The 22,415-nt window shown below is 68.0% G+C and carries 20 protein-coding genes; 18 read left to right on the top strand and 2 right to left on the bottom strand.

What is annotated here, in order from left to right:
- The first annotated feature begins 71 nt into the window (after nt 1-71).
- Nucleotides 72-1,184 carry a cell division protein ZapE gene (gene zapE / locus AC0N04_RS14920; protein WP_474283008.1) on the top strand — a complete coding sequence of 371 codons (1,113 nt, stop codon included), beginning with the start codon at nt 72-74 and terminating at the stop codon, nt 1,182-1,184.
- A 36-nt stretch (nt 1,185-1,220) separates the two neighbouring features.
- Here the strand turns inward: zapE and AC0N04_RS14915 are convergent, their stop codons facing one another.
- On the bottom strand, nt 1,221-1,991 hold the full coding sequence (locus tag AC0N04_RS14915) for a PP2C family protein-serine/threonine phosphatase (RefSeq protein WP_474283005.1): 771 nt from the start codon (nt 1,989-1,991) through the stop codon (nt 1,221-1,223).
- 105 nt (nt 1,992-2,096) lie between these two features.
- Here AC0N04_RS14915 and AC0N04_RS14910 point away from each other — a divergent pair, with 105 nt between their 5' ends.
- A complete protein-coding gene (locus AC0N04_RS14910) occupies nt 2,097-4,106 on the top strand; it encodes an ATP-dependent DNA helicase (protein WP_474283003.1) in 2,010 nt (669 codons plus the stop codon).
- A 10-nt stretch (nt 4,107-4,116) separates the two neighbouring features.
- Here AC0N04_RS14910 and AC0N04_RS14905 read toward each other — a convergent pair whose 3' ends face one another.
- Nucleotides 4,117-4,926 carry an outer membrane protein assembly factor BamD gene (locus AC0N04_RS14905; protein WP_474283001.1) on the bottom strand — a complete coding sequence of 270 codons (810 nt, stop codon included), beginning with the start codon at nt 4,924-4,926 and terminating at the stop codon, nt 4,117-4,119.
- A gap of 63 nt (nt 4,927-4,989) precedes the next feature.
- On the opposite strand from AC0N04_RS14905, the gene AC0N04_RS14900 reads away from it, so the two are divergent.
- The 16 genes from AC0N04_RS14900 to hflC all read left to right on the top strand — a co-directional run bounded on the left by AC0N04_RS14900 (nt 4,990) and on the right by hflC (nt 22,410).
- Complete coding sequence (locus tag AC0N04_RS14900) at nt 4,990-5,973, top strand: RluA family pseudouridine synthase (protein WP_474282999.1); 984 nt, start codon at nt 4,990-4,992, stop codon at nt 5,971-5,973.
- Nucleotides 5,974-6,292: 319 nt separating this feature from the next.
- The gene (scpB, locus tag AC0N04_RS14895; RefSeq protein WP_474283081.1) at nt 6,293-7,075 is read left to right on the top strand and encodes an SMC-Scp complex subunit ScpB; all 783 of its coding nucleotides are present in this window, start codon (nt 6,293-6,295) and stop codon (nt 7,073-7,075) included.
- A gap of 284 nt (nt 7,076-7,359) precedes the next feature.
- Nucleotides 7,360-9,111: a pseudouridine synthase gene (locus AC0N04_RS14890; RefSeq protein ID WP_474283080.1), complete on the top strand. Its 1,752-nt coding sequence runs from the start codon at nt 7,360-7,362 to the stop codon at nt 9,109-9,111.
- A 156-nt stretch (nt 9,112-9,267) separates the two neighbouring features.
- The gene (gene ndk / locus AC0N04_RS14885) at nt 9,268-9,693 is read left to right on the top strand and encodes a nucleoside-diphosphate kinase (RefSeq protein ID WP_474282997.1); all 426 of its coding nucleotides are present in this window, start codon (nt 9,268-9,270) and stop codon (nt 9,691-9,693) included.
- Between the two features lie 21 nt (nt 9,694-9,714).
- Nucleotides 9,715-10,857, top strand: a complete 1,143-nt coding sequence (gene rlmN, locus AC0N04_RS14880) for a dual-specificity RNA methyltransferase RlmN (RefSeq protein WP_474282995.1) — start codon at nt 9,715-9,717, stop codon at nt 10,855-10,857.
- 21 nt (nt 10,858-10,878) lie between these two features.
- Nucleotides 10,879-11,721, top strand: coding sequence for a type IV pilus biogenesis/stability protein PilW (gene pilW / locus AC0N04_RS14875; protein ID WP_474282993.1), 843 nt, complete (start codon nt 10,879-10,881; stop codon nt 11,719-11,721).
- Nucleotides 11,714-12,601 (top strand): helix-turn-helix domain-containing protein, encoded by an 888-nt coding sequence (locus AC0N04_RS14870; RefSeq protein ID WP_474282991.1) that lies wholly within the window; start codon nt 11,714-11,716, stop codon nt 12,599-12,601. The genes pilW and AC0N04_RS14870 overlap by 8 nt, the downstream gene beginning before the upstream one ends.
- Nucleotides 12,602-12,608: 7 nt before the next feature.
- Nucleotides 12,609-13,895, top strand: a complete 1,287-nt coding sequence (gene ispG / locus AC0N04_RS14865) for a flavodoxin-dependent (E)-4-hydroxy-3-methylbut-2-enyl-diphosphate synthase (RefSeq protein WP_474282989.1) — start codon at nt 12,609-12,611, stop codon at nt 13,893-13,895.
- 54 nt (nt 13,896-13,949) lie between these two features.
- Nucleotides 13,950-15,272 carry a histidine--tRNA ligase gene (gene hisS, locus AC0N04_RS14860; protein ID WP_474282987.1) on the top strand — a complete coding sequence of 441 codons (1,323 nt, stop codon included), beginning with the start codon at nt 13,950-13,952 and terminating at the stop codon, nt 15,270-15,272.
- A gap of 73 nt (nt 15,273-15,345) precedes the next feature.
- Nucleotides 15,346-16,020, top strand: a complete 675-nt coding sequence (locus AC0N04_RS14855; protein ID WP_474282985.1) for a YfgM family protein — start codon at nt 15,346-15,348, stop codon at nt 16,018-16,020.
- On the top strand, nt 16,017-17,159 hold the full coding sequence (bamB, locus tag AC0N04_RS14850; RefSeq protein ID WP_474282983.1) for an outer membrane protein assembly factor BamB: 1,143 nt from the start codon (nt 16,017-16,019) through the stop codon (nt 17,157-17,159). Before AC0N04_RS14855 ends, bamB begins: the two co-directional genes overlap by 4 nt.
- A 31-nt stretch (nt 17,160-17,190) precedes the next feature.
- A complete protein-coding gene (der, locus tag AC0N04_RS14845) occupies nt 17,191-18,525 on the top strand; it encodes a ribosome biogenesis GTPase Der (RefSeq protein ID WP_474282981.1) in 1,335 nt (444 codons plus the stop codon).
- Between the two features lie 91 nt (nt 18,526-18,616).
- Nucleotides 18,617-18,859: an RNA chaperone Hfq gene (hfq, locus tag AC0N04_RS14840; RefSeq protein ID WP_474282979.1), complete on the top strand. Its 243-nt coding sequence runs from the start codon at nt 18,617-18,619 to the stop codon at nt 18,857-18,859.
- A 67-nt stretch (nt 18,860-18,926) separates the two neighbouring features.
- The gene (gene hflX / locus AC0N04_RS14835) at nt 18,927-20,126 is read left to right on the top strand and encodes a GTPase HflX (protein WP_474282977.1); all 1,200 of its coding nucleotides are present in this window, start codon (nt 18,927-18,929) and stop codon (nt 20,124-20,126) included.
- Nucleotides 20,127-20,295: 169 nt separating this feature from the next.
- On the top strand, nt 20,296-21,495 hold the full coding sequence (gene hflK / locus AC0N04_RS14830; protein WP_474283079.1) for an FtsH protease activity modulator HflK: 1,200 nt from the start codon (nt 20,296-20,298) through the stop codon (nt 21,493-21,495).
- Between the two features lie 24 nt (nt 21,496-21,519).
- Nucleotides 21,520-22,410 (top strand): protease modulator HflC, encoded by an 891-nt coding sequence (hflC, locus tag AC0N04_RS14825; RefSeq protein WP_474282975.1) that lies wholly within the window; start codon nt 21,520-21,522, stop codon nt 22,408-22,410.
- Nucleotides 22,411-22,415 lie beyond the last annotated feature (5 nt).

The following is a 22,415-nucleotide window of genomic DNA, read 5'->3' as shown; positions in this document are numbered from 1 at the left end:
GCGCGGTCGCAGCGGGCGACAGGCCGGCCTGGGCGCCGCGCCTGCCCGCCCGTCGCTGCGATCTCTAAGCCATGCATCCATCTGACACGTCCGTCACCGCGCGTTACCGCCAGCTGCTGGCCGAGCGCGGCTACCAGAGCGACCCGGCGCAGTTGCGCGCCGTGGCTGCGCTGCAGCGCTGCCAGGACGAATGGGCCGATTACAAGGCCCGCCGCTCCAACGCCGTGACCAAGATGCTGGTGCGCCCGCCGATTCCGCGCGGGGTCTATATGTACGGCGGGGTGGGGAGGGGCAAGAGCTTCCTGATGGACGCGTTCTTCCAGGCCGTGCCGCTGACGCGCAAGACGCGGCTGCACTTCCACGAATTTATGCGCGAGGTGCACCGCGAACTGCAGGACCTCAAGGGCATCGCGAACCCGCTGGACGAACTGGGTCGACGCATCGCGCGGCGCTTCCGACTGATCTGCTTCGACGAATTCCACGTGGCCGACGTCACCGACGCGATGATTCTTCATCGGCTGTTGGCGGCCTTGTTCAACAACCGGGTGTCGATCGTCACGACCTCGAACTTCCATCCGGATCAGCTCTATCCGAACGGCTTGCACCGCGACCGCATCCTGCCGGCGATCGAGTTGTTGAAGGAAAAGCTCGAGGTCATCAACGTCGACAACGGAATGGATTACCGTCAGCGCTCGCTGGCTCATGTCCTGCTCTATCACACACCCCTGGGGGCCGAGGCCGATGCCGCGATGGAGCGGGTGTTCAACGACCTTTCCGAGGCGAGCGAAGAGTCACCGGTGCTGCACATCGAACACCGTGAGCTGCGGGCCCGGCGCCGCGCCGGTGGCGTGGTCTGGTTCGACTTTCAGACCTTGTGCGGCGGACCTCGATCGCAGAACGATTACCTGGAACTCGCCAGCCAGTTCCACACCGTGCTGTTGTCGGGGGTGCCGCACATGCCGGTGCGCATGGCGTCGGAGGCCAGGCGCTTCACCTGGCTGGTCGATGTGCTGTACGACCGCAGGGTCAAGCTGATCATGTCGGCCGAAGTGCCTGCGGAGCGGCTCTATACGGAAGGCCCGCTGGCCCACGAATTTCCGCGGACCGTGTCGCGGCTGCACGAGATGCAGTCCGCCGAATTCCTGGCGCTGGCGCGGCGCGATGTCGACACCTCGCTGACCTGACCTGACCTGAGCCGGCCACGCCGCCGGTGCGGTCTCTCAGGTCAGCGACTCGAACCGAACCAGCGCGAGCGAGAGGTTGTCGCCGGTGCCGCGCGCACGCTGGCGCGCCTTGCTGATCAGCATTTCGCTGGCTTCGCGCGGCGACAGTGCGTTGACGATGGTCCCCATTTCCTTGGTGCTGAGGTAGTGCCACAAGCCATCCGAGCAGGCCAGCAGCGAGTCGCCCACCTCCAACCTGTCGATGCGCTGCAGCGTCACGGGCGGGTCCTGTTGGGTGCCGAGGCAGCCGGTGAGCAGGTTGGATTGCGGATGCGAATTCGCCTGGGCCTCGGTGAGCTTGCCTTCGTCGATCAGCCGCTGCACGTAGGAGTGGTCGATGGTCCGCCGCACCAGTTCAGCGCCGCGGAAGTGATAGACGCGCGAATCGCCGGCATGCACCGTGTAGCCGGTGCGGTCCGGCAACACGAGAAACGCGGCCAGGGTACTGTGCGGCTCCTCGTCGGCGGTGATGGCGGTCAGCTTGATCATCAGATGCGATTCGATGACCAGTTGCTGCAGCATCGGCTCGGGGGCATCTTCGGCCGGATTGAAGCGATCGAAGACCTGGCGCGCCGTCATCACCACCTGGTCGGCGGCCGTGCGGCCCCCGCTCTTGCCGCCCATGCCATCGGCCACCAAGCCCAATGCGCAGCCGGCGACCTGCGGGTGGGGAACGATTTCCACCTGGTCCTGCTGATAGGCGCGATCGCCCCTGTGCAGGCCGGTGGCGGCGGTGATACGAAAGCCTGGGTCGGTGCGTGAGCGCATGGGCTGCAATATAAACTGTCGCGTTGCCACCGTCGCGTCAATCGATGTCCGAGATCCTGCATTCATCCCCACGGCACCGGATCGCGCCACCGAGGCGTGCCTGACTTGGTCGCCGATTCGATTTCTTCGCCCGATGTCGACGACCTGGCGCGGGCCGTGAGCCTGGCCTTCGCGGACGATGGCCCGCTGGCCCGAGCCGAACCCGGCTATCGCCCGCGCGACGTGCAATTGACGATGGCCGAAGCCGTGGCCCATGCGATCCACGATCGCGCTGCGCTGGTGGCCGAGGCGGGGACCGGTGTCGGCAAGACCTTTGCCTACCTGGTCCCGGTGCTGCTGTCGGGCTGCCGCACGCTGGTCAGCACGGCCACCAAGAATCTTCAGGATCAGCTCTTCTTTCGGGATCTGCCACGATTGCGCGAGGCGCTCTCGCTGCCGGCCAGCGTGGCCTTGCTCAAGGGCCGGGCCAGCTATCTCTGCCGTCACCGACTGACGCAGGCCCGCGACGACGCGCTGTTGGCGGACCGCCGCGCCGTGCGGGCACTGGCGCGGATCGAAGTCTGGGCGCAGGCGACGAGCAGCGGCGACATCGGCGAGCTCGAGGGGCTGGACGAGCGCTCCGAATTGATTCCGATGGTCACGTCGACGCGCGACAACTGCCTGGGTGGCGAGTGCCCCGAGTTCAGCGCCTGCCACCTGATGAAAGCCCGCCGGGACGCGATGGCGGCCGACATCGTGGTGGTCAACCACCACCTCTTTTTTGCCGACCTGGCGTTGCGCGACAGCGGGGTGGCCGAATTGCTGCCCACGGTCGACGTGGCCGTGTTCGATGAGGCCCATCAGATGGTCGAGGCCGGGATCCAGTTCCTCGGTCAGACCCTGGGCACCGGACAGGTCGTTGATTTCGCGCGCGATCTGCTGGCTGCCGGCCTGCAGCAGGCCAGGGGACTGGCGCCGTGGGCGGAACTCTCGTCAGCCTGCGATCTGGCGGCACGCGATCTGCGGCTGGCGGCCGCCGGGGAACTCGTTGACGTCAAGGCGGCATTGAAGCGTCGCTGGGACGACGTGGTTCGCGACGATGCCCTGGGTGCGCCGCTGGACCGGCTGGCCGAGAGGCTTCGCCTGGCGGCCGAAGCGCTGGAAGGCGTGCTGGAGGCCTCGCCCGACTTCGTCCGTCTGCAGGCTCGTGCGCGCGAACTGGGGGCCGCATGCGTTCGATTTCAGGTGGCCGCCGGTGCCGACCGCGTGCGCTGGGTCGATCTGACACCCTACCAGGCCCGGTTGGTCGAATCGCCGCTGGACATCCGCGCGATGATGGGCGAGCAGCGGGCGGCGGCCGCGCGAGCCTGGATCTTCACGTCGGCCACGCTGGGCGACGACGCCTCGCTGAGCTGGTTCAGCGAGGCGGCCGGCCTCGACGACGCACGCAAGCTGCGGGTCGGCAGTCCGTTCGACTATCCGGCCCACGCCCGGGTCTACGTGCCGCCGCGGTTTCCGGCGCCCAACGACGAGGCGCACCTGACCATGGTCGGGCGCGCCGCCGCGCACTGCGCTGCGGCGCTGCGGGGCCGCACCTTCGTGCTGACGACGACCTTGCGCGCCTTGCGCGTGGTGGCGGCGGCGATGGAGGCCGAGTTGGCGAGTCTGGGCAGCGATCTGGCGTTGCTGGTGCAAGGCAGCGCGGCCAAGCGGACCTTGCTGGAGCGCTTTCAGGCGGGCCGCAGCGCGCTGCTGGGTTCGCACAGTTTTTGGGAGGGCGTCGACGTGCCTGGCGACGCGCTGCAGTGCGTGATCATCGACAAGCTGCCGTTCCCGCCACCCAACGACCCGCTGGTGGAAGCGCGCGTCAAGCAATTGAAGTCGCACGGCCGGGACGCGTTCAACGACTATTTCGTCGCCGAGGCGGCGATCGCGCTCAAGCAGGGCGCGGGCCGGTTGATCCGCACCGAATCGGACAAGGGCTTGCTTGTGATCTGCGACACCCGCTTGCGACAGGCTCGCTACGGCGCCCGCCTGCTGGCGGCTCTGCCACCGATGAGCGTCCTGGACAACGGCGAGCAGGCGCTCGGGTGGCTACGCCAGCTGGCGGCAGAGCACCCGGACGCCGCAGCCTAGCGCGGCGTCATCACCACAGCTGCCACCAGGGCTTGGCGCGTCGCTGCAGCCCGTTGGCCAGGAAGCGGCTGTGGGGGAAGTTGAGCTTCAGCACGCGTTCGGCGTCGTCGCGCAGCGGGACCAGGCCCAGCTTGTCGTAGGCCTGGGCCATGATGAAGAGCGCTTCTTCACTGGCAGGCGTCTGCGGGTAGCCCTGGACGGCATGCTGGGCGCGGTTGGCAGCCGCCACGTAGGCGCCGCGGCGCAGGTAGTAGCGCGCCACGTGGACCTCGTACTCCGCCAGCGCATTGACGATGTAGTCCATGCGCACGCGGGCGTCCGGCGCGTACTTCGAATCCGGGTACTGTTCCACCAACTGCTTGAACGACTGGTAGGCGTCCCGCGACGCCTGCTGGTCGCGTTCCGACAGGCTTTGCCCGGACAGGTAGCCGAACAGACCCAGGTTGTCGTTGAAATTCACCACGCCGCGCAGGTACAGCGCGTAGTCGAAGCCCGGGCTGGACGGGTTGACCTTGATGAAGCGATCCAGCGTCGACAGGGCCTGCGCCTTCTCGCCGCTCTTCCAGTAGGCGTAGGCCTTGTCCAACTGCGCCTGCTGAGCCAGCAGGGTGCCGGCGGCACGCCCTTCGACCCGTTCGAGGGACTTGACCGCGTTGTCCCAGTTGCCCGAGCTGAGGTCATCCTTGGCATCTGCATACAATTTCTCGGCGGACACCTTCGGATCGTCGGCCTTGGGCGTCGAACTGCACGCGGCCAGGATCGCGAGGGCGAAAACCGCGAAAGCCCGCGCCGCAAGGCGCGAATGAGAAGTTGTGGTCATGTGTCGCAAGGGGCGCCGCCGGCGTTCGGCTTCACGCAGGGTCTGCATCAATCGAAGGATTATATGGGGGGCTCCCCTTTGGTCGATCCGCTGGCCCCGGCCGTCGGCGCGCTGTCGGATGGCGGCGATCTCGAACCCGACTACGAGAAGCGCGAGCACGTCGTGACGCTGGGCGAGCACGGGCTTCGGCTCGACAAGGCCTTGACCGGCGTGGCGCCCGAGTTTTCGCGCAACCACCTGCAAGGCCTGGTGGAGCAAGGCCAGGTTCAACTCGATGGCCAGGCGGCGGTGACGGCCTCGCGCAAGGTGCGTGCCGGACAGCGTTTGGTCGTCACGCTGGTGCCCACCGCCGAAAGCCGCGCGTTCCTGCCGCAGGCGATGGCGCTGGATCTGGTCTACGAGGACGAGCACATGCTGGTGGTCAACAAGCCCGCCGGGCTGGTGGTGCATCCGGCCGCCGGCAACTGGTCCGGCACCTTGCTCAATGGCCTGCTGGCGCATGATCGCCGCGCGGCCGCCCTGCCGCGGGCCGGCATCGTCCACCGACTCGACAAGGACACCTCTGGCCTGATGGTGGTGGGGCGCAGCTTGGCGGCGGTGACCGCGCTGGTGTGCGACATCGCGGCGCGCGACGTACGCCGCCGCTATCTGGCCTTGGTGCATGGCGACGTCGGTGCGGCTCCGTTCAGCGTCGATGCGCCGGTGGGCCGGGACCCGACCGTTCGGATTCGCATGGCCGTCACGCCGTCCGGCAAGCCCGCGCGGACCGATGTCGAGCGGGTCGCGTTTCGTGACGGTATCAGTGCCGTTCGGTGTGCGCTCCATACCGGGCGTACGCACCAGATCCGCGTCCATCTTGCCGCTCGCGGCCATCCGCTGGTCGCCGATGCCTTGTACGGTGGCGCGCAGGCGCTGGGCATGGTGCGCCAGGCCCTGCATGCTACTGAACTGGGCCTGCAGCATCCGGTCAGCCGGCAACCGATGCTGTTTCATGCCGAGCCGCCGCCGGATTTCGCGTCGGCCTGGCGCGCTGTGGTGTCCCTGTGACGAGCCGCGCCGCGTTTCACCGGCGTTGCGCGAACCGGTCTACAATGCCACACCAGGCCGGAAGGCCGGCCCTTGATGGGTATCGCTTCGCCGGGTGAGCCGGCCAAGCCACGGGAAGTACGCCGCAGGGCAGTTCCCGTTCCGGCCGCAGGCAGCGTGCCGGGCAGATCCCGCAACGGAACCAGAGACCACCCTGAGGTTTTTCGCCCGGGCCAGCGCATGGTCGGCGCATCGACCTTCGTCATGCGTGCCGTGCCCCTGTCGGGCCTGCTGAATTTGGCCGCTGCCATGACCTGGGCGGCTTTGCGACACGTTGTCCATGAATACACAGAATGCCAAGCGCGTTCTAGAGACCGCGCTCATCTGCGCCACCCAGCCCTTGCCGCTGCGCGACATGAGGGTTCTGTTCGACGACCAGGTCGGAACCGATACCCTGCGCCAACTGCTGGATGACATCGGTCGCGATTGGCAAGGCAAGGGCGTTGAACTGGTGGCGCTGGCCACGGGCTGGCGCTTTCAGAGCCGGCCGGAGATGCGCGAATATCTGGATCGGCTCAATCCCGAGAAGCCGCCGCGTTATTCGCGGGCGGTGATGGAAACCTTGGCCATCATTGCCTACCGGCAGCCGGTGACCCGGGGCGACATCGAAGATATTCGCGGCGTGGTCGTGTCGAGTCAGATCATCAAGCAGCTCGAAGACCGAAACTGGATCGAGGCCATCGGCCATCGCGATGGGCCCGGGCGGCCTTCGCTGTATGCAACGACGCGCCAGTTCCTCGACGACCTTGGCTTGCCCAGCCTGGATCGCCTGCCGGTGCTCGACAGCGCGGGGCCGGCCGAGATGCTGTCGGCGCTGGCGTCCGAGCAGACCGACCTGCTGAGCGGGCAGGCGCCGCTGCCCCTGGATTCGGACGACGACGAATCATCCGAGCCGCCACGCGAGTCGGCGCCCGACCTCGTCACGCTGCCGGAGCCCGTGGGCAGCGAATCCTCTCCTCCGTCGGCGCTTGGCTCGACGGAACCGACCTTGTCACCCCTCGTGGCCCCCGAGCCCGGGATCATGCCTGCGGCCGCCGTGCCGACGAACCTGCCCAACGTATGAACACCGACGTCAACGATTCCCCAGAACATCCGGACGGCGCGCCCGCCGAGGCCGCCGCACCCGTCAAGCGGACGCGCACACGCAAGGCGGCGCCCGAGGCGGCCGGTCCGGACGCCGCCAGCCCGGGCGCTGACGCCGGCGAGGCGGTGCCCGCCAAAGCGGCTCGGGCGCCCCGCAAGCCGCGCGTCAAGGCGTCCGAAGCGGGCGACGGGGGTGAACGGACGCAGGAGCCCGTGCCGCAGGCGGTCGAATCATCCCGGGAGGCTTCTCCGGCCTTGGCCGAGATGAACGCCGGGGCGGCTTCTGCCGCTGTGCAGAGTCCACCGCAGCATCCCGCTGCTGACGACAGTGCCGCCGTGTCGACGTCGTCGCCGAACCGACCCGATCGACCCGATCAAGGGGCCGAGGCTGGGCCGGGCCAGGGCGATGGGCGTCGCGGGCGCAACCGGCGGCGCGGCCGTCGCGGCAGCGCGCGAGGCGACGGGGATGTGGCGGTCGACGAGAGCGTCGCGCCCGATGTTGCGCCGACGCCGGCAGTGCCGGCGCCCGACACCGGCGCCCTGTTCGCCAGCGTGATGGCGGGCGAGTTCGACGCCGACCCGGCAGGCGAGGAGGCCGCGGCCGACGAGGTCGAGGCGGTGGCCGGTGCGCCGGCCACCGGGAACGACGCCGAAGTGCTCGATGACAAACGGGTGCTGGCGCCGGACAGCGATGCGCCGAAGCTGCACAAGGTGCTCGCCCAGTCCGGGGTCGGTTCGCGCCGTGACATGGAGCAGATGATCGAGGAGGGCCGGGTCAGCGTGAACGACGAGGTGGCCCACGTGGGAATGCGCATCTCGTTCGGCGACCGCATCGCCATTGACGGCAAGCCGGTCCGGGTGCGGATCGCACCGCCGCCGCCGCGCGTCATCGCGTACCACAAGCCGGTCGGCGAGGTGGTGACGCTGGACGATCCGCAACAACGCCCCACGGTGTTCCGCAAGTTGCCCCGCCTGGGGCAGGGCAAGTGGCAGTCGGTCGGTCGCCTGGACATCAACACCGAGGGCCTGTTGCTGTTCACCAATTCCGGTGATCTGGCCAACAAGCTGATGCATCCGCGCTTCGGCATCGAACGCGAATACGCGGTGCGTGTCCTGGGCACGCTGGAAAAGCCGGCGCGCGAGCAGTTGCTGGCCGGCGTCGTGATCGACGGCCAGGCCGCGGCGTTCAAGGCGATCGAGGACGGTGGCGGCGAGGGCGTCAACCGCTGGTACCGGGTGGTCATCGCCGAGGGCCGCAACCGCGAGGTTCGGCGCCTGTTCGATGCGGTTGGCCTGACCGTCAGCCGCCTGATCCGGATCCGCTACGGCTGCGTGGTGCTGCCGCGCGGACTCAAGCGAGGTGCCTGGGTCGACCTGGGCGAGGACGACGTGAAAGCCTTGCGCCGGCTGACCGACGCCCAGCAGGTGCCGCGGGCCAAGGGCGCTGGCGACGGGCGGCGCGACGCGCGCGCCCCGGCGCCGCAACGTGGTGACCAGGGCCCTCGCCAAGGGGGGGCGCCGAATCGTGGCGGCGAGCGACAGGATCGTCCGGGTGAGCCGCGTCGGGACAACGAGCGAGGCGACCGCGGTCAAAAGCCCCGCAAACCCCAGAACGAATCCGCCCGCGCGCCACGCGAGGATCGCTCGGGCATGGAATGGCGCGAGCCGGGCGATCCGACCCGCATCCCCAACCCGCTCCAGCAGACCTTCGACAAGCGCGCCATCCAGCGCGAACGGGCCGTGTCGCGCGAGGCCGACTACGAGAATGGCCCGATTCCCAACCCCTTGCAGCAAACCTACGACAAGCGTTTCGTCCAGGGAGACCGCGGGTTCGGTGGCGGCGGCGGCGGTGGCGGTGGACGTGGCGGCAAGGCAGGCAAGCCGCACAAGGGCGGCGGCGGCAATGCGGCCCAGCCCGATCCGATGCAGACCTCGGTCGGCTACATCGGCGCCAACGCATTCACCCGCAAGTCCCAGGGGCGTGGCGGTGGCGGAGGCCGCCGGGGCGGGCGCTGAGGCGAGGGCCTCGCCGCGGCTGCCACCGGCTGCGGGCCGAGGGGCGCGTCACTTGGCGCCGGGCGAGGCCGGCGGCACCTGCCAGGGCGCTAAAATCACAAGCTTTGCATTCACCGCTCCGCGGGTCGGGGCGACACTTTCTACAAGGAAGCCAACATGGCCATCGAACGTACTCTCTCCATCATCAAACCCGATGCCGTCGCCAAGAACGTGATCGGCCAGATCTACTCGCGCTTCGAAGGCGCCGGCCTGAAGATCGCCGCTGCCAAGCTGGTGCACCTGTCGCGTGCCGATGCCGAGCAGTTCTACGCAGTGCACAAGGCACGCCCGTTCTTCAAGGACCTGGTGGAGTTCATGATTTCCGGCCCGGTCATGATCCAGTGCCTGGAAGGCGAGAACGCGATCGCCAAGAACCGTGACCTGATGGGCGCCACCGATCCGAAGAAGGCCGAGAAGGGCACGATCCGCGCCGATTTCGCCGACAGCATCGATGCCAACGCGGTGCACGGCTCCGACGCGGCGGAAACCGCGGCCGCCGAGATCGCGTTCTTCTTCCCGGGCATGAACGTCTACGCCCGCTGAGGGCGACGGGGTGGTGCGCGCATGAGCAAGGTCAACCTGCTCGACTTCGATCTGAACGGCCTGAGCGCCTTTTGCGAAGGCCTGGGAGAGAAGCGCTTCCGCGCCACCCAATTGTTTCGCTGGATCCATCAGCGCGGCGCGTCGGATTTCGGTGCGATGACCGACCTGGCGAAATCGCTGCGCGACAAGCTGGCGCTGGCGGCCGAGATCCGGGGCCTGCCGGTCATCTCCGAGCATGTGTCGACCGACGGCACGATCAAGTGGCTGTTCGACGTCGGTGCGGGCGATGCGGTGGAAACCGTGTTCATCCCCGAGGACGATCGCGGCACGCTCTGCGTGTCGTCCCAGGCCGGCTGCGCCGTCGGCTGCCGCTTCTGCTCCACCGGGCACCAGGGTTTTTCGCGCAATCTCGCAACGGGCGAGATCCTGGCACAGCTTTGGCATGCAGAACACGTTCTGCGGGCCCGCCACGGCCAGCCTTCGGAGCGGGTGATCTCCAACGTCGTGATGATGGGCATGGGCGAGCCCCTGCAGAACTACGCGGCCCTGGTGCCGGCGTTGCGCGCGATGCTCGACGACCATGGCTATGGCCTGTCGCGGCGGCGGGTCACGGTCTCCACCTCCGGCGTGGTGCCGATGATCGACCGGCTGCGCGACGACTGCCCGGTGGCGCTGGCCGTCTCTTTGCATGCACCCGATGACGCGTTGCGCGACGAACTGGTGCCGCTGAACCGCAAATACCCGTTGCACGAGTTGATGGCCGCCTGCCGCCGCTACCTGCAGGCCGCGCCGCGCGACTTCATCACCTTCGAGTACTGCATGCTCGACGGCGTCAACGACAGCGACGCCCATGCCCGGCGTCTGCTGGATCTGGTGCAGGGCGAGCATGGCGTGCCGTGCAAGATCAACCTGATCCCGTTCAATCCGTTCCCCGCGTCCGGGTTGCACCGGTCGCCGCGTGAGCGGGTGCTGGGCTTTGCCAAGGTGCTGCAAGACGCGGGGCTGGTGACGACCGTGCGAAAGACGCGAGGTGACGATATCGACGCCGCCTGCGGGCAACTCGCCGGCGAGGTGCAGGATCGCACCCGGGTCGTGCAACGCATGACGCGTGCGCCGGTTCGCATCGTCCCGGCCGATCCCGATCAACCCCTATCGGCTGTCTGAGCGCAGCCCGGAGCGACCTACATGCACGGACCTTGTTCTTCTCGCCGGGGGCTGGGATGTCGTGTCCGGCACGCGCTCGCCGTCTGCCTGGTGCTCGGCGGCCTGTCGGCGCTGACCGGCTGCGCCGGAACGGCGGGGGCGGGCGGCTCGACCCATCCCGACGACACCACGGCCTCGGACCAGACCAGCGCCGATCGGCGGGCTCAGATTCACATGGAGCTGGCGGGCCTGTATTTCGGCCGCGGCGAGAACAACAACGCGCTCGACGAAATCAAGCAAACCCTGGCGGCCGACCCGAACCGGGTGACCGCCCACAACCTGCGCGGCCTGATCTACGCGGCGCTGGGGCGCAATCAGCTGGCCGAAGAGAGCTTCCAGCGCGCCTTGCAACTGAACCCCAACGATCCGGACACCCTGCACAACTACGGCTGGTTCCTTTGCCAGCAAAAGCGTTTCGATCTGGCCGATGCGCGCTTCGCGGCGGCCCTGGCGCAGCCGGGTTACCGCGAAGCCCAGAGAACGCTGCTGGCGCGAGGCGTGTGCCAGGCGCGCAACCGGCAGTGGGATCTCGCCGAGCACACGCTGTCGAAGGCCTACGAGCTGGCGCCTGCCGACCCGACCACCGCCGTCAACCTGTCCGAGGTGCTGTACCGCCAGGGTCAGTACGAGCGGGCGCGCTTCTACATCCGGCGCGTCAATGCCAACAACGACCAGATCAGCGCCCAGACCTTGTGGCTGGCCCTGCGCATCGAACACCGGTCAGGCCAGCGCGCGGCCGAGCAGGAACTGGCCGGCCAACTGATCCGGCGGTTCCCGAAGTCCCCCGAGGCCTTGCTGTATGAAAAGGGCCAGTTCGATGAGTGAAGACAAGCCGTCGACGGACACCCAGCCCCTGCAGACCGCCGGGGCCATGCTGCGTGCCGCCCGGCAGGCGCAGGGGCTGCATATCGCGGCCCTGGCAACGATGCTGAAGGTCAGCCAGCGCAAGCTGGACGCGCTGGAAGCCGATCGCCACGACGAACTGCAGGGTCCGACCTTTGTCCGGGCGTTGGCGCAGGCGGCTTGCCGCGCGCTGAAGATCGATCCGGGGCCGATCCTGGCCCGGCTGCCCACGGCGGGCCAGCACACCCTGGATCAGGTCCACGCCGGGCTCAATACGCCTTTTCGGGAGCGCGGCGCCCGCCATGACATCTTGACGTTGCCGGGCATCGGTCCCTGGGCCCTGACCATCGTGGGTCTGCTGCTGGTGGCCGCTGCCGCGATGTGGTGGCTACCGGCGGGCTGGCGGCTCTGGGGATTTGCCGGCGGCGCCCGCGTTGCGGTGACGACCGCAGGGCCAGCCTCTGCGCAGGCCTCGGGTGCGGCCGCGACCGTGGTCGCGCCGGCGGTGCAGGCGACGGCGTCGAGTGCGTCGACCGACGTGGCCCCGGTGGCCACCCCCGCGGTCGCGGACGCAAGCGTCGCCGCGGTGCCTGCGTCGACCCCGGCACCGATGGCTGCCGCTCCCGCTCATCTTCTGCGCGTGGCGGCGGCGTCCGAGTCCTGGGTTGACGTGACGGACGCCAGTGGTCAGAGCCTGCTCTCGCGAACGTTGCATCCGGGGGAAACCATCGACCTTGGCGGGGCCTTGCCGCTGCATGTCAAGATTGGCAACGCCGGGGGCACGACGCTCAGCTTCAAGGGCCAGCCCTTGGATCTGACCCCTTATACGCGCGACAACATCGCGCGCCTGGAACTCAAGTAACTCCGTCATGATAGACACCTTCTCTGCCAGCGGCGCTGCCGACGATCCGATTGCCGCCGCGCTGCCGATGGCCCGCCGCAGCCGCCAGGCGCGCGTTGCATGGGACGGGCAGGTGGTGACTGTCGGCGGGGACGCGCCGGTCCGCGTGCAGGCGATGACCAACACCGACACCGTCGACGTGATCGAGACGGCGATCCAGGTCAAGGAACTGGCCATCGCGGGCAGCGAGATGGTGCGCATCACGGTGAACACGCCCGAGGCCGCGGCCGCGGTGCCGCACATCCGTGACCACCTCGACCGCATGGGCGTGTCGGTGCCGCTGATCGGCGATTTCCACTACAACGGCCACCGATTGCTCAGCGAGCATCCCGCCTGCGCCCAGGCGCTGTCCAAGTACCGCATCAACCCCGGCAACGTGGGCAAGGGCGAGAAGCGCGACCGCCAGTTCGGACAGATGATCGAGATTGCCTGCCGTTACGACAAGCCGGTGCGCATCGGCGTCAACTGGGGCAGCCTGGACCAGGAACTGCTGGCTCAGATGATGGACGACAACTCGCGCCGCACCGAGCCCTGGGACGCGAAGCAGGTCATGTACCAGGCGCTGGTGCAGTCGGCGCTGCAGTCCGCCGCGCAGGCGCGCGAATACGGCATGGACCCGAACCAGATCATCATCAGCTGCAAGGTCAGCGGGGTGCAGGATCTGGTGTCGGTCTACCAGGCGCTGGCCGCGCGCTGCGATTACGCATTGCACCTCGGCCTGACCGAGGCCGGCATGGGCACCAAGGGCACGGTGGCGTCGGCCACGGCGCTGTCCTTGCTGCTGCAGCAGGGCATCGGCGACACGATCCGCGTCTCCCTGACCCCGCAACCCGGCGAGGCCCGCACCCAGGAGGTCGTGGTGGCGCTGGAAATCCTTCAGTCGCTGGGCTTGCGCAGCTTCAATCCCAGCGTCACCGCGTGCCCGGGGTGCGGGCGCACCACCAGCACCACGTTCCAGGAACTGGCCAAGCAGATTGACGACTTCCTGCGCGCCCAGATGCCGGTCTGGCGCGACAAGTATCCCGGCGTGGAGCAGATGAAGGTGGCCGTGATGGGCTGCATCGTCAACGGCCCCGGAGAGAGCAAGCATGCCGACATCGGCATCAGCCTGCCCGGGACCGGCGAGGCGCCGGCCGCGCCGGTCTTCATCGACGGCGAAAAGGCGCTGACGCTGCGGGGCGACAACATCGCCGCCGAGTTCCACGCGCTCGTCGAGAGCTACATCGAAAAGCGCTTCGGCGCGACCGCCGCCTGACTGGGCGCCGGCAACCCGCGGCGGCCCCGGAGCCGCTGCCGTGACTGTGACACCATGACCGAACCCCTCAAGGCCGTCAAAGGCATGAACGACATCCTGCCGGGCGGCGTCCCGCGCAAGGACAAACTCCCCGATTCCGCGCTCTGGCAGTGGTTCGAGACCAGCGTGCGTTCGGTGCTGGCGCGCTACGGCTACCAGTACATCCTGACGCCGATCGTCGAGCCCACGCCGCTTTTCGTGCGCGGGCTGGGCGAGGTGACCGACATCGTCGAAAAGGAGATGTACTCCTTCGTCGATGCGATGAACGGCGATTCCCTGACGTTGCGGCCCGAGGCCACTGCCGGCATCGTGCGGGCGATGGTCGAGCACAACGCGCTGTACAACGGTCCGCTGCGCCTGTGGACGCTCGGGGCGATGTTCCGCCACGAGCGGCCGCAGAAGGGTCGCTACCGGCAGTTCCATCAGCTCGATGTCGAGGCCCTGGGTTTTGCCGGGCCGGACGTCGATGCCGAGCAGATCCTGCTGGTGCGCCGCCTGTGGAAGGAGCTCGGCCTGATCGAGGGCAAGCATGTCCGGCTGGAGCTCAACAGCCTGGGTCAGCCGGCCGAACGCGCCGCGCACCGAGCGGCGCTGATTGCGTACTTCGAAGCCCGGAGCGACCAGCTCGATGACGATGCCCGCCGTCGCCTGCACAGCAACCCGCTGCGCATCCTGGACAGCAAGAATCCGGCGCTGCAGGACCTGATCGAGGCCGCGCCGCAGCTGATGGATTTTCTCGGCGCCGAGAGCCTGGCGCATCTGGCGGCCGTGCGCGCGGCGCTGGATGCCGCAGGCCTGGCCTACCGGGTCAATCCGCGGCTGGTGCGCGGCATGGACTACTACAACCTGACCGTGTTCGAGTGGGTGACCGATCACCTGGGCTCGCAAGGCACGGTGTGCGGCGGCGGCCGCTACGACGGTCTGTTCGAGCAACTCGGTGGCAAGCCCACCCCCGCCATCGGGTTCGGTCTGGGCATCGAGCGGCTGCTGCTGCTGATCCAGGAGCTGGGTTTGCCGGTGCCTTCGGCGGCGCCCGACGCCTATGCCGTGATCCCCGATGCGTCCGCGCTGCCGCAGGCGCTGGCCACGCTGGAAGTGCTGCGAACGGCCGGTGTCGCGGTGCAGATGCATGCCGGCGGCGGCAGCATCAAGTCGCAGTTCAAGAAGGCCGATGCCAGCGGCGCGCAGTTCGCGCTGGTCTTCGGGGCGGACGAGCTTGCAGACGGGCAGCTCAGCGTCAAGTCGCTGCGCGACCCGGCAGCTGCGCAGGTTCGCCAGTCGCTGGCCCGCGCGGCCGACTGGGCCGGCAGCCTGAAGACCTCGGCGCGGGACGCATAATCCCGCCTTTCCCGCCCGCCGCCTGCGCGGGCCCACGACAGCAAATTGCCTGCTTGGCGGCAGGCCGTTCTCCATGGCAACGAATCTCGATCTCCAAGAACAGGAACAACTCGACGAGTTGAAGCTGTTCTGGAAGCAGTACGGCAACCTGATCACCTGGGGGTTGACCCTGGTTCTGGCCGGCTTTGCCGCCTGGAACGGCTGGAATTGGTGGCAGGGCAAGCAGGCGGTGGGTGCCGCGGCCATGTTCGAGGAGCTGGACCGGTCGGCCCAGGCCGGGGACGCCGACCGCGCCGGGCGCATCTTCAATGATTTGAAGGACCGGTTCGGCCGGACCACCTATGCAGCCCAGGGCGGGCTGCTGGCGGCTCGCGTGCAGGCGACCAAGGGCCAGACGGACGCGGCATCGGCCAGCCTCGGCTGGGTGGCCGACCATGCTGCCGACGACAGCTATCGTTCGCTGGCGCACCTGCGGCTGGCCGGGGTGTTGCTGGACAAGAAGGACTACGCTGCGGCGCTCAAGCAACTGGATGCCGTGACGACGCCCGAAGACGCCGCGTTGGCCGAGGACCGCCGAGGCGACGTGTTCCTGGCGCAAGGCAAGAAGGCCGAGGCCGGCAAGGCCTGGCTCGCCGCCTGGAAGGCGATGGACGAGCAGCTCGACTACCGCCGCGTGATCGAGGCCAAGCTGAACACGCTGGGCCTGTCGCCGAGCCCGGCCGCGACCGCCGCCGAGGTGACCCAGTGAGCGCGGCGGGGCATGGCCGGTCCGGCGTGCGGCACCTGGGTCTGACGGCGCTGGCAGCTTTGGCACTGTTGCTCGCGGCCTGCGCCGCGGACAAGCCGAAGCCGGCCAAGCTGGAAACCGTGGTGCCGGCGCTGAGCGTTCACCCGGTCTGGTCGAAGCGGATCGGCGACGTCAGCTTTGCGCTGGCGGTGCCGGTGCATCCCGACCGCTTCGACGTGGCGTCCGATGACGGCACGGTGATCGCATTGAACGCCGCTTCCGGTGCCGAGATCTGGCGCGCCAACGTGGGCGAGCGCATCGCGGCCGGCGTCGGCAGCGACGGGCGCTACGACGCTGTCGTCACGCGAAAGAACGAACTCGTCACGCTGGACGGCGGCAAGGTGATCTGGCGCACCACGCTGGGCAGCCGGGTCGTGACCGCGCCGCTGGTGGCGGGCGAACGGGTGTTCGTCGTCGGCGTCGACCGCGTCGTGCAGGCTTTCGATGCCCAGGACGGTCACCGCCTGTGGACGCTGAAGCGCCCTGGCGACGCGCTGCTGCTGGCCCAGACGGGCGTGCTGGCGGCATGGCACGACACGCTGCTGGTCGGGCAGGGCACGCGCCTGCTGGGCGTGGACCCGACCGCCGGAACGGTGCGCTGGGATGTGGCGGTGACTTCGCCGCGCGGCACCAACGAGGTCGAGCGCCTGGCGGACCTCGTCGGTCCGGTGGCGCGACAGGGCGACAGCGTCTGCGTCCGCTCGTTCCAGAATGCCGTGGCCTGCGTGAATGCGGCCACCGCGAAGCTGGTCTGGAGCCAGAACGGCGGCGGCATCCAGGCCGTCGGCGGCGACGGCGACTACCTGTTCAGTGCCGACGCCAGCGACCGGCTCGCGGCACGCCGTCGGTCGAATGGCGAGCTGGTGTGGAACAGCGACCTCTTGCTGAACCGCGATCTGAGTCCGCCGGCCGCCTATGGCCCGGCGGTCGTGTTCGGCGACTTCGAAGGCCAGGTTCATTTCCTCGCCCGGACGACGGGCAAGCCGATGCTGCGCCTGCCGACCGACGGCGCGCGCGTGGTCGCCCAGCCGGCGCTGACCGGCACCACGCTGCTGGTGGTCACCGCCCGCGGCGGCTTGCATGCCTTCCGTCCCAAGTGACGGCGGGCTGTTCTGATTTCCAAGGCTGAGCTTGAAACCTGTCATCGCCCTTGTCGGCCGCCCCAACGTGGGCAAGTCGACCCTGTTCAACCGGTTGACCAAGAGCCGCGATGCGATCGTGGCCGATTTCGCCGGGCTGACCCGCGACCGGCACTATGGTGACGGCCGCCTGGGGAGCCGCGAATTCATCGTCATCGACACGGGCGGTTTCGAGCCCGACAGCACGACCGGCATCGTCAAGGAAATGGCGCGTCAGACGCGTCAGGCCGTGGCCGAAGCCGACGTGGTGATCTTCGTCACGGATGTGCGCAGCGGCGTGTCCGGGCAGGATGCCGACATCGGTCGCTTCCTGCGCCAGGCCAACAAGCACGTGATCCTGGCGGTCAACAAGGCCGAAGGCATGCAGGAGTCGCCGCTGCTGGCCGAATTCCACGAGCTGGGTCTGGGCGAGCCGCACCCGATTTCGTCCGCGCACGGGCAGGGCATCCGCAGCCTGCTGGAGGCGGCGCTGGCCGATTTCCCGGAAGACCCGGACGACGACCAGGATCCCGGCGACAAGCCGATCCGGCTGGCGGTGGCGGGCCGACCGAATGTCGGCAAGTCGACGCTGATCAACACCTGGCTGGGCGAGGAGCGCCTGATCGCCTTCGACATGCCGGGCACCACGCGCGATGCCATCCATGTGCCGTTCGAGCGGCAGGGCCGGCGCTACGAATTGATCGACACCGCCGGGCTGCGCCGCAAGGGCAAGGTGTTCGAGGCGATCGAGAAGTTCTCGGTGGTCAAGACCCTGCAGGCCATCGCCGACGCCAACGTGGTGGTGCTGATGGTCGACGCCACTCAGGGCGTCAGCGAGCAGGACGCCCACATCGCCGGCTACGTGCTGGAGTCGGGCCGGGCGGTGGTGATCGCGATCAACAAGTGGGACGCGATCGACAGCTACCAACGCCAGATGCTTGATCGCTCGATCGAACAACGCCTGGCCTTCCTGAAATTCGCGCCGATCGTCAACATATCGGCGCTCAAGCGCCAGGGGCTGGACCCGCTGTGGAAGGCGATTGGCGACGCGCATGCATCGGCCACCTGCAAGATGCCGACGCCGGTGCTGACCCGCTTGCTGCACGAGGCGGTCGAACACCAGCAGCCCCAGCGGGCGGGAACCTTCCGCCCCAAGCTGCGCTACGCCCACCAGGGTGGAATGAATCCACCCATCATCGTGATCCACGGCAATTCGCTGGAGCACGTGTCGGCCGCCTACAAGCGCTACCTCGAAGGGCGATTCCGGGAGCATTTCAAGCTGGTCGGCACGCCGCTGCGCATCGACATGAAGCTGTCGCAGAACCCGTTCGCCGACCAGGAACGCTGACCCCCTGGAGCGCATTCCCCCCGCGCGTCTCATTCGGGCCAACCCTGTGTTAAGGTGATGGCTTTCCTCCTCTTCCAACACGGAGCATATCGTGAGCAACAAAGGGCAACTCCTGCAAGACCCCTTCCTGAACCTGCTGCGCAAGGAGCATGTCCCGGTCTCGATCTACCTGGTCAACGGCATCAAGCTGCAAGGCCATATCGAGTCCTTCGACCAGTACGTGGTGCTGCTGCGCAATACCGTCACCCAGATGGTCTACAAGCACGCCATTTCCACGGTCGTGCCGGGTCGGGCGGTGAACTTCCACGTCGCCGAACCGGGCGAAGGCAACTGACCGCCGCCGCCTGGCGCCGACCGGTCAGGTGGGCGCCCTTTCTTCTTTCCTTCCACTTCGTCCTGTCTTGAGCACCGCTGCAGCACCGACCCTGGACGAGCGGGCCCGTGCGGTGCTGGTGGGCGTGGACCTGGGCCCTGGTTCGTCGTTCGACCCGACCTTGGACGAACTGGCGCTGCTGGCCGAGTCCGCGGGCGACGAGGCGGTCGCCCGGGTGACCGCCAAGCGCCGCGCTCCGGATCCGGCTCTGTTCGTCGGTTCGGGCAAGGCCGACGAGATCAAGCTACTGGTGCAGGCCCACGGGGCTCACGGCGTGATCTTCGATCAGGCGCTGTCGCCCGCTCAGCAACGCAATCTGGAGCGCCACATCGGCGTGCCGGTGGCTGACCGTACCGCGCTGATCCTGGAGATCTTCGCGGCGCGGGCCAAGAGCCATGAAGGCAAGCTCCAGGTGGAGTTGGCCCAACTCCAATACCTGTCCACCCGATTGGTGCGTCGCTGGAGCCACCTGGAGCGCCAGCGCGGCGGTGTCGGGCATCGGGGCGGCCCGGGCGAAGCCCAGATCGAGCTCGACCGACGCATGATCGGCGACCGCATCAAGTCGGTCAAAGAACGCCTCGAAAAGGTCAAGCGCCAGCGCGGCACCCAGCGCAAGGCCCGCGAGCGCAGCGGCACCTTCCGGGTGTCGCTGGTGGGTTACACCAATGCGGGCAAATCGACCCTGTTCAATGCCTTGGTCAAGGCCCGCGCCTATGCCGCCGACCAGTTGTTTGCCACGCTGGACACCACCACGCGGTCGCTCTATCTCGGCGAAGCCGGCCGGTCGGTCTCGCTGTCCGACACGGTGGGATTCATCCGCGATCTGCCTCACAAGCTGGTGGAGGCCTTCCGGGCGACGCTGCAGGAGGCGGCCGATGCCGATCTGCTGCTGCACGTGATCGATGCGTCCAGCCCGCTGATGATGGAGCAGCGCATCGAGGTCGAGCGCGTGTTGGCCGAGATCGGTGCCGATACGGTGCCGCAGGTGCTGGTCTACAACAAGCTCGACCGCATGGAAGCCAGCCAGCGGCCTCGCGAGTTGCGGGACCAGCTCGAACTGGGGCCCAACCTGCGGGTCCCTCGGGTATTTGTCAGCGCGCTGACGGGTGAGGGCTTGGACGTGCTGCGCCAGGTGGTGGCGGAATTTGCGGCCCCTCCCGAGGTGGCCGCGACGGACGGCGCCGTCGCGACGCTGCCGGATGGCAGCCCTGTCCCGCCGTTACCATGAAGCTGTTGGCCGACGCCCCGAGCTGTCGAACGAAGATTCCTTTCTGCCTTTGACCATGCAACATTTTCCCTCTGAGGTACCCGGTCCGGTGAGCCGGCTCGCGGCCTTATCCGCGTCCTTGGCCGCGCTGATCGGCGCCGGCCTGCGCCGGGCCACGGTTGGCGGCCGGATGTTGAGCAACGGTCGCAACGACGGCCCGCCGGACCTGGACGAGCTTTGGCGCGATTTCAACCGCAAGCTCTCGGGACTTTTCGGCGCCAAGCCGGGCAGTCCGCCGCCGCCTTCGGGTCAGGATGGCGGCGGGCCTGCACCGGACATGAAGGGCGCCGGCATCGGGGTGGGCCTGATTGCCGGCGCGGTCTTGCTGATCTGGGCGGGCAGCGGCGTGTTCATCGTGCAGGAAGGGTTTCAGGCGGTGGTCACCACCTTCGGCAAGTACAGCCGCACGGTGGACGCCGGGATCCAGTACCGGTTGCCGTATCCGATCCAGCAGCAGGAGATCGTGCCGGTCACCCAATTGCGCTCGGTTGAAATTGGGGGCAGCAGCGTGGTCCAGGCGACAGGACTGCGCGATTCGTCGATGCTGACGCAGGACGAGAACATCGTCGACATCCGTTTCACGGTCCAGTACCGGCTGAAGGACGCGCGCGCCTTCCTGTTCGAGAACGCCAACACCGAGGCTGCGGTGGTTCAGGCTGCGGAGTCGGCGGTGCGGGAGATCGTCGGCCGCAGCAAGGTCGATTCGGTGCTGTACGAACAGCGCGACGCGATCGCCGCCGATCTGGTCAAGTCGATCCAGGCGCAGCTCGATCGCCTCAACGCCGGCGTCGTCGTCGTCAATGTGAACCTCCAGAACGTGCAGGTGCCGGAGCAGGTGCAGGCGGCGTTCGACGATGCGTTCAAGGCGGGGGCAGACCGCGACCGCTTCAAGAACGAAGGTCAGGCTTATGCCAGCGATGTGATCCCGAAGGCCCAGGGCACGGCGGCGCGTCTGCGCGAGGAGGCCCAGGGCTACAAGAGCCGGGTGGTGGCCCAGGCCGAGGGCGACGCGCAGCGCTTCAACGCCGTGTATGCCGAATACAAGAAGGCGCCCGGGGTGACCCATGACAGGCTCTACATCGACACCATGCGCGAGGTGTTCAGCAACGTCACCAAGGTGATGACGGACACCCGCAACGGATCGAACCTGCTTTATCTGCCGCTGGACAAGCTTCTGCAGCAGTCGGCCAGCGCGGGCGCTGCCCCTGGTGCGGTGGCCGGCGCGGCGGCCGTGCCGGCGCCGGCGGCACCTGCGCCGACCACCGACCTGCCGGCGCTGGACGGGCGCTCCCGCGACAATGCGCGCGGCCGAGACCGCGAGGGCCGCTGAGCCGCGCAAGAACAAGAGTCAGACATGAATCGAATCGCATTGATCCTGGGCGGCGTGCTGCTCGCCCTTTTGCTGGCCTCGTCGACGCTGTTCGTGGTCGATCAGCGCAAGGTGGCGGTGATCTACTCGTTGGGCGAGATCAAGGAGGTCATCAGCGAACCCGGGCTGAAGTTCAAGCTGCCGGCGCCGTTCCAGAACGTCGTCTATCTGGACCGACGCATCCAGACGCTGGACAGCCCGGAGTCGCGGCCGATCTTCACTGCCGAGAAGAAGAGTCTGGTGATCGACTGGTTGGTGAAGTGGCGCATCACCGAGCCGCGGCAGTTCATTCGCAACAACGGCACCGACATCCGCAACCTTGAAACCAGGCTCAGCCCGATCGTCCAGGCCGCGTTCAACGAAGAGGTGACCAAGCGCACCGTCGGCGGCGTGCTGGCCACCGAGCGGGATCAGATCATGAAGGACGTACGCACGCGCCTGAGTGCCGAGGCCAAGTCGTTCGGGATCGAGATTCTGGACGTCCGGATCAAGCGGGTGGACTTCGTCGCGAGCATCACGGACGCGGTGTATCGCCGCATGGAGTCCGAGCGCAAGCAGGTGGCCAACGAGCTGCGTTCCGAGGGGCAGGCGTCCGGCGAAAAGATCCGTGCCGATGCCGACCGGCAGCGCGAGGTGATCATTGCCGAGGCTTATCGCGATGCCCAGAAGATCAAGGGTGAGGGCGATGCCAAGGCCTCGGCCCTGTACGCCGACGCGTTTGGGCGGGACCCTCAGTTCGCCAAGTTCTACCGCAGCCTGGAGGCCTATCGGGCCAGCTTCCGCAGCAAATCGGACGTGATGGTGGTCGACCCCAGTTCGGAATTCTTCCAGGCCATGCAAGGTGGTGCAGCACCCGCGGCGCCGCGCAAGAAATGACGCCT

The organism is Ideonella sp. sgz306126, from assembly GCF_056032705.1.
Note: the sequence above shows the minus strand (reverse complement) of the source record. Positions and strands in the feature narration are given on the sequence as shown.

What these genes read in the sequence shown, in the direction of transcription:
- zapE (WP_474283008.1), top strand. Translation starts at nt 72, where the DNA reads ATGCATCCATCTGACACGTCCGTCACCGCGCGTTACCGCCAGCTGCTG.
- AC0N04_RS14915 (WP_474283005.1), bottom strand. Translation starts at nt 1,991, where the DNA reads ATGCGCTCACGCACCGACCCAGGCTTTCGTATCACCGCCGCCACCGGC.
- AC0N04_RS14905 (WP_474283001.1), bottom strand. Translation starts at nt 4,926, where the DNA reads ATGACCACAACTTCTCATTCGCGCCTTGCGGCGCGGGCTTTCGCGGTT.
- AC0N04_RS14900 (WP_474282999.1), top strand. Translation starts at nt 4,990, where the DNA reads ATGGGGGGCTCCCCTTTGGTCGATCCGCTGGCCCCGGCCGTCGGCGCG.
- scpB (WP_474283081.1), top strand. Translation starts at nt 6,293, where the DNA reads ATGAATACACAGAATGCCAAGCGCGTTCTAGAGACCGCGCTCATCTGC.
- AC0N04_RS14890 (WP_474283080.1), top strand. Translation starts at nt 7,360, where the DNA reads ATGAACGCCGGGGCGGCTTCTGCCGCTGTGCAGAGTCCACCGCAGCAT.
- ndk (WP_474282997.1), top strand. Translation starts at nt 9,268, where the DNA reads ATGGCCATCGAACGTACTCTCTCCATCATCAAACCCGATGCCGTCGCC.
- rlmN (WP_474282995.1), top strand. Translation starts at nt 9,715, where the DNA reads ATGAGCAAGGTCAACCTGCTCGACTTCGATCTGAACGGCCTGAGCGCC.
- pilW (WP_474282993.1), top strand. Translation starts at nt 10,879, where the DNA reads ATGCACGGACCTTGTTCTTCTCGCCGGGGGCTGGGATGTCGTGTCCGG.
- AC0N04_RS14870 (WP_474282991.1), top strand. Translation starts at nt 11,714, where the DNA reads ATGAGTGAAGACAAGCCGTCGACGGACACCCAGCCCCTGCAGACCGCC.
- ispG (WP_474282989.1), top strand. Translation starts at nt 12,609, where the DNA reads ATGATAGACACCTTCTCTGCCAGCGGCGCTGCCGACGATCCGATTGCC.
- hisS (WP_474282987.1), top strand. Translation starts at nt 13,950, where the DNA reads ATGACCGAACCCCTCAAGGCCGTCAAAGGCATGAACGACATCCTGCCG.
- AC0N04_RS14855 (WP_474282985.1), top strand. Translation starts at nt 15,346, where the DNA reads ATGGCAACGAATCTCGATCTCCAAGAACAGGAACAACTCGACGAGTTG.
- hflK (WP_474283079.1), top strand. Translation starts at nt 20,296, where the DNA reads ATGTTGAGCAACGGTCGCAACGACGGCCCGCCGGACCTGGACGAGCTT.
- hflC (WP_474282975.1), top strand. Translation starts at nt 21,520, where the DNA reads ATGAATCGAATCGCATTGATCCTGGGCGGCGTGCTGCTCGCCCTTTTG.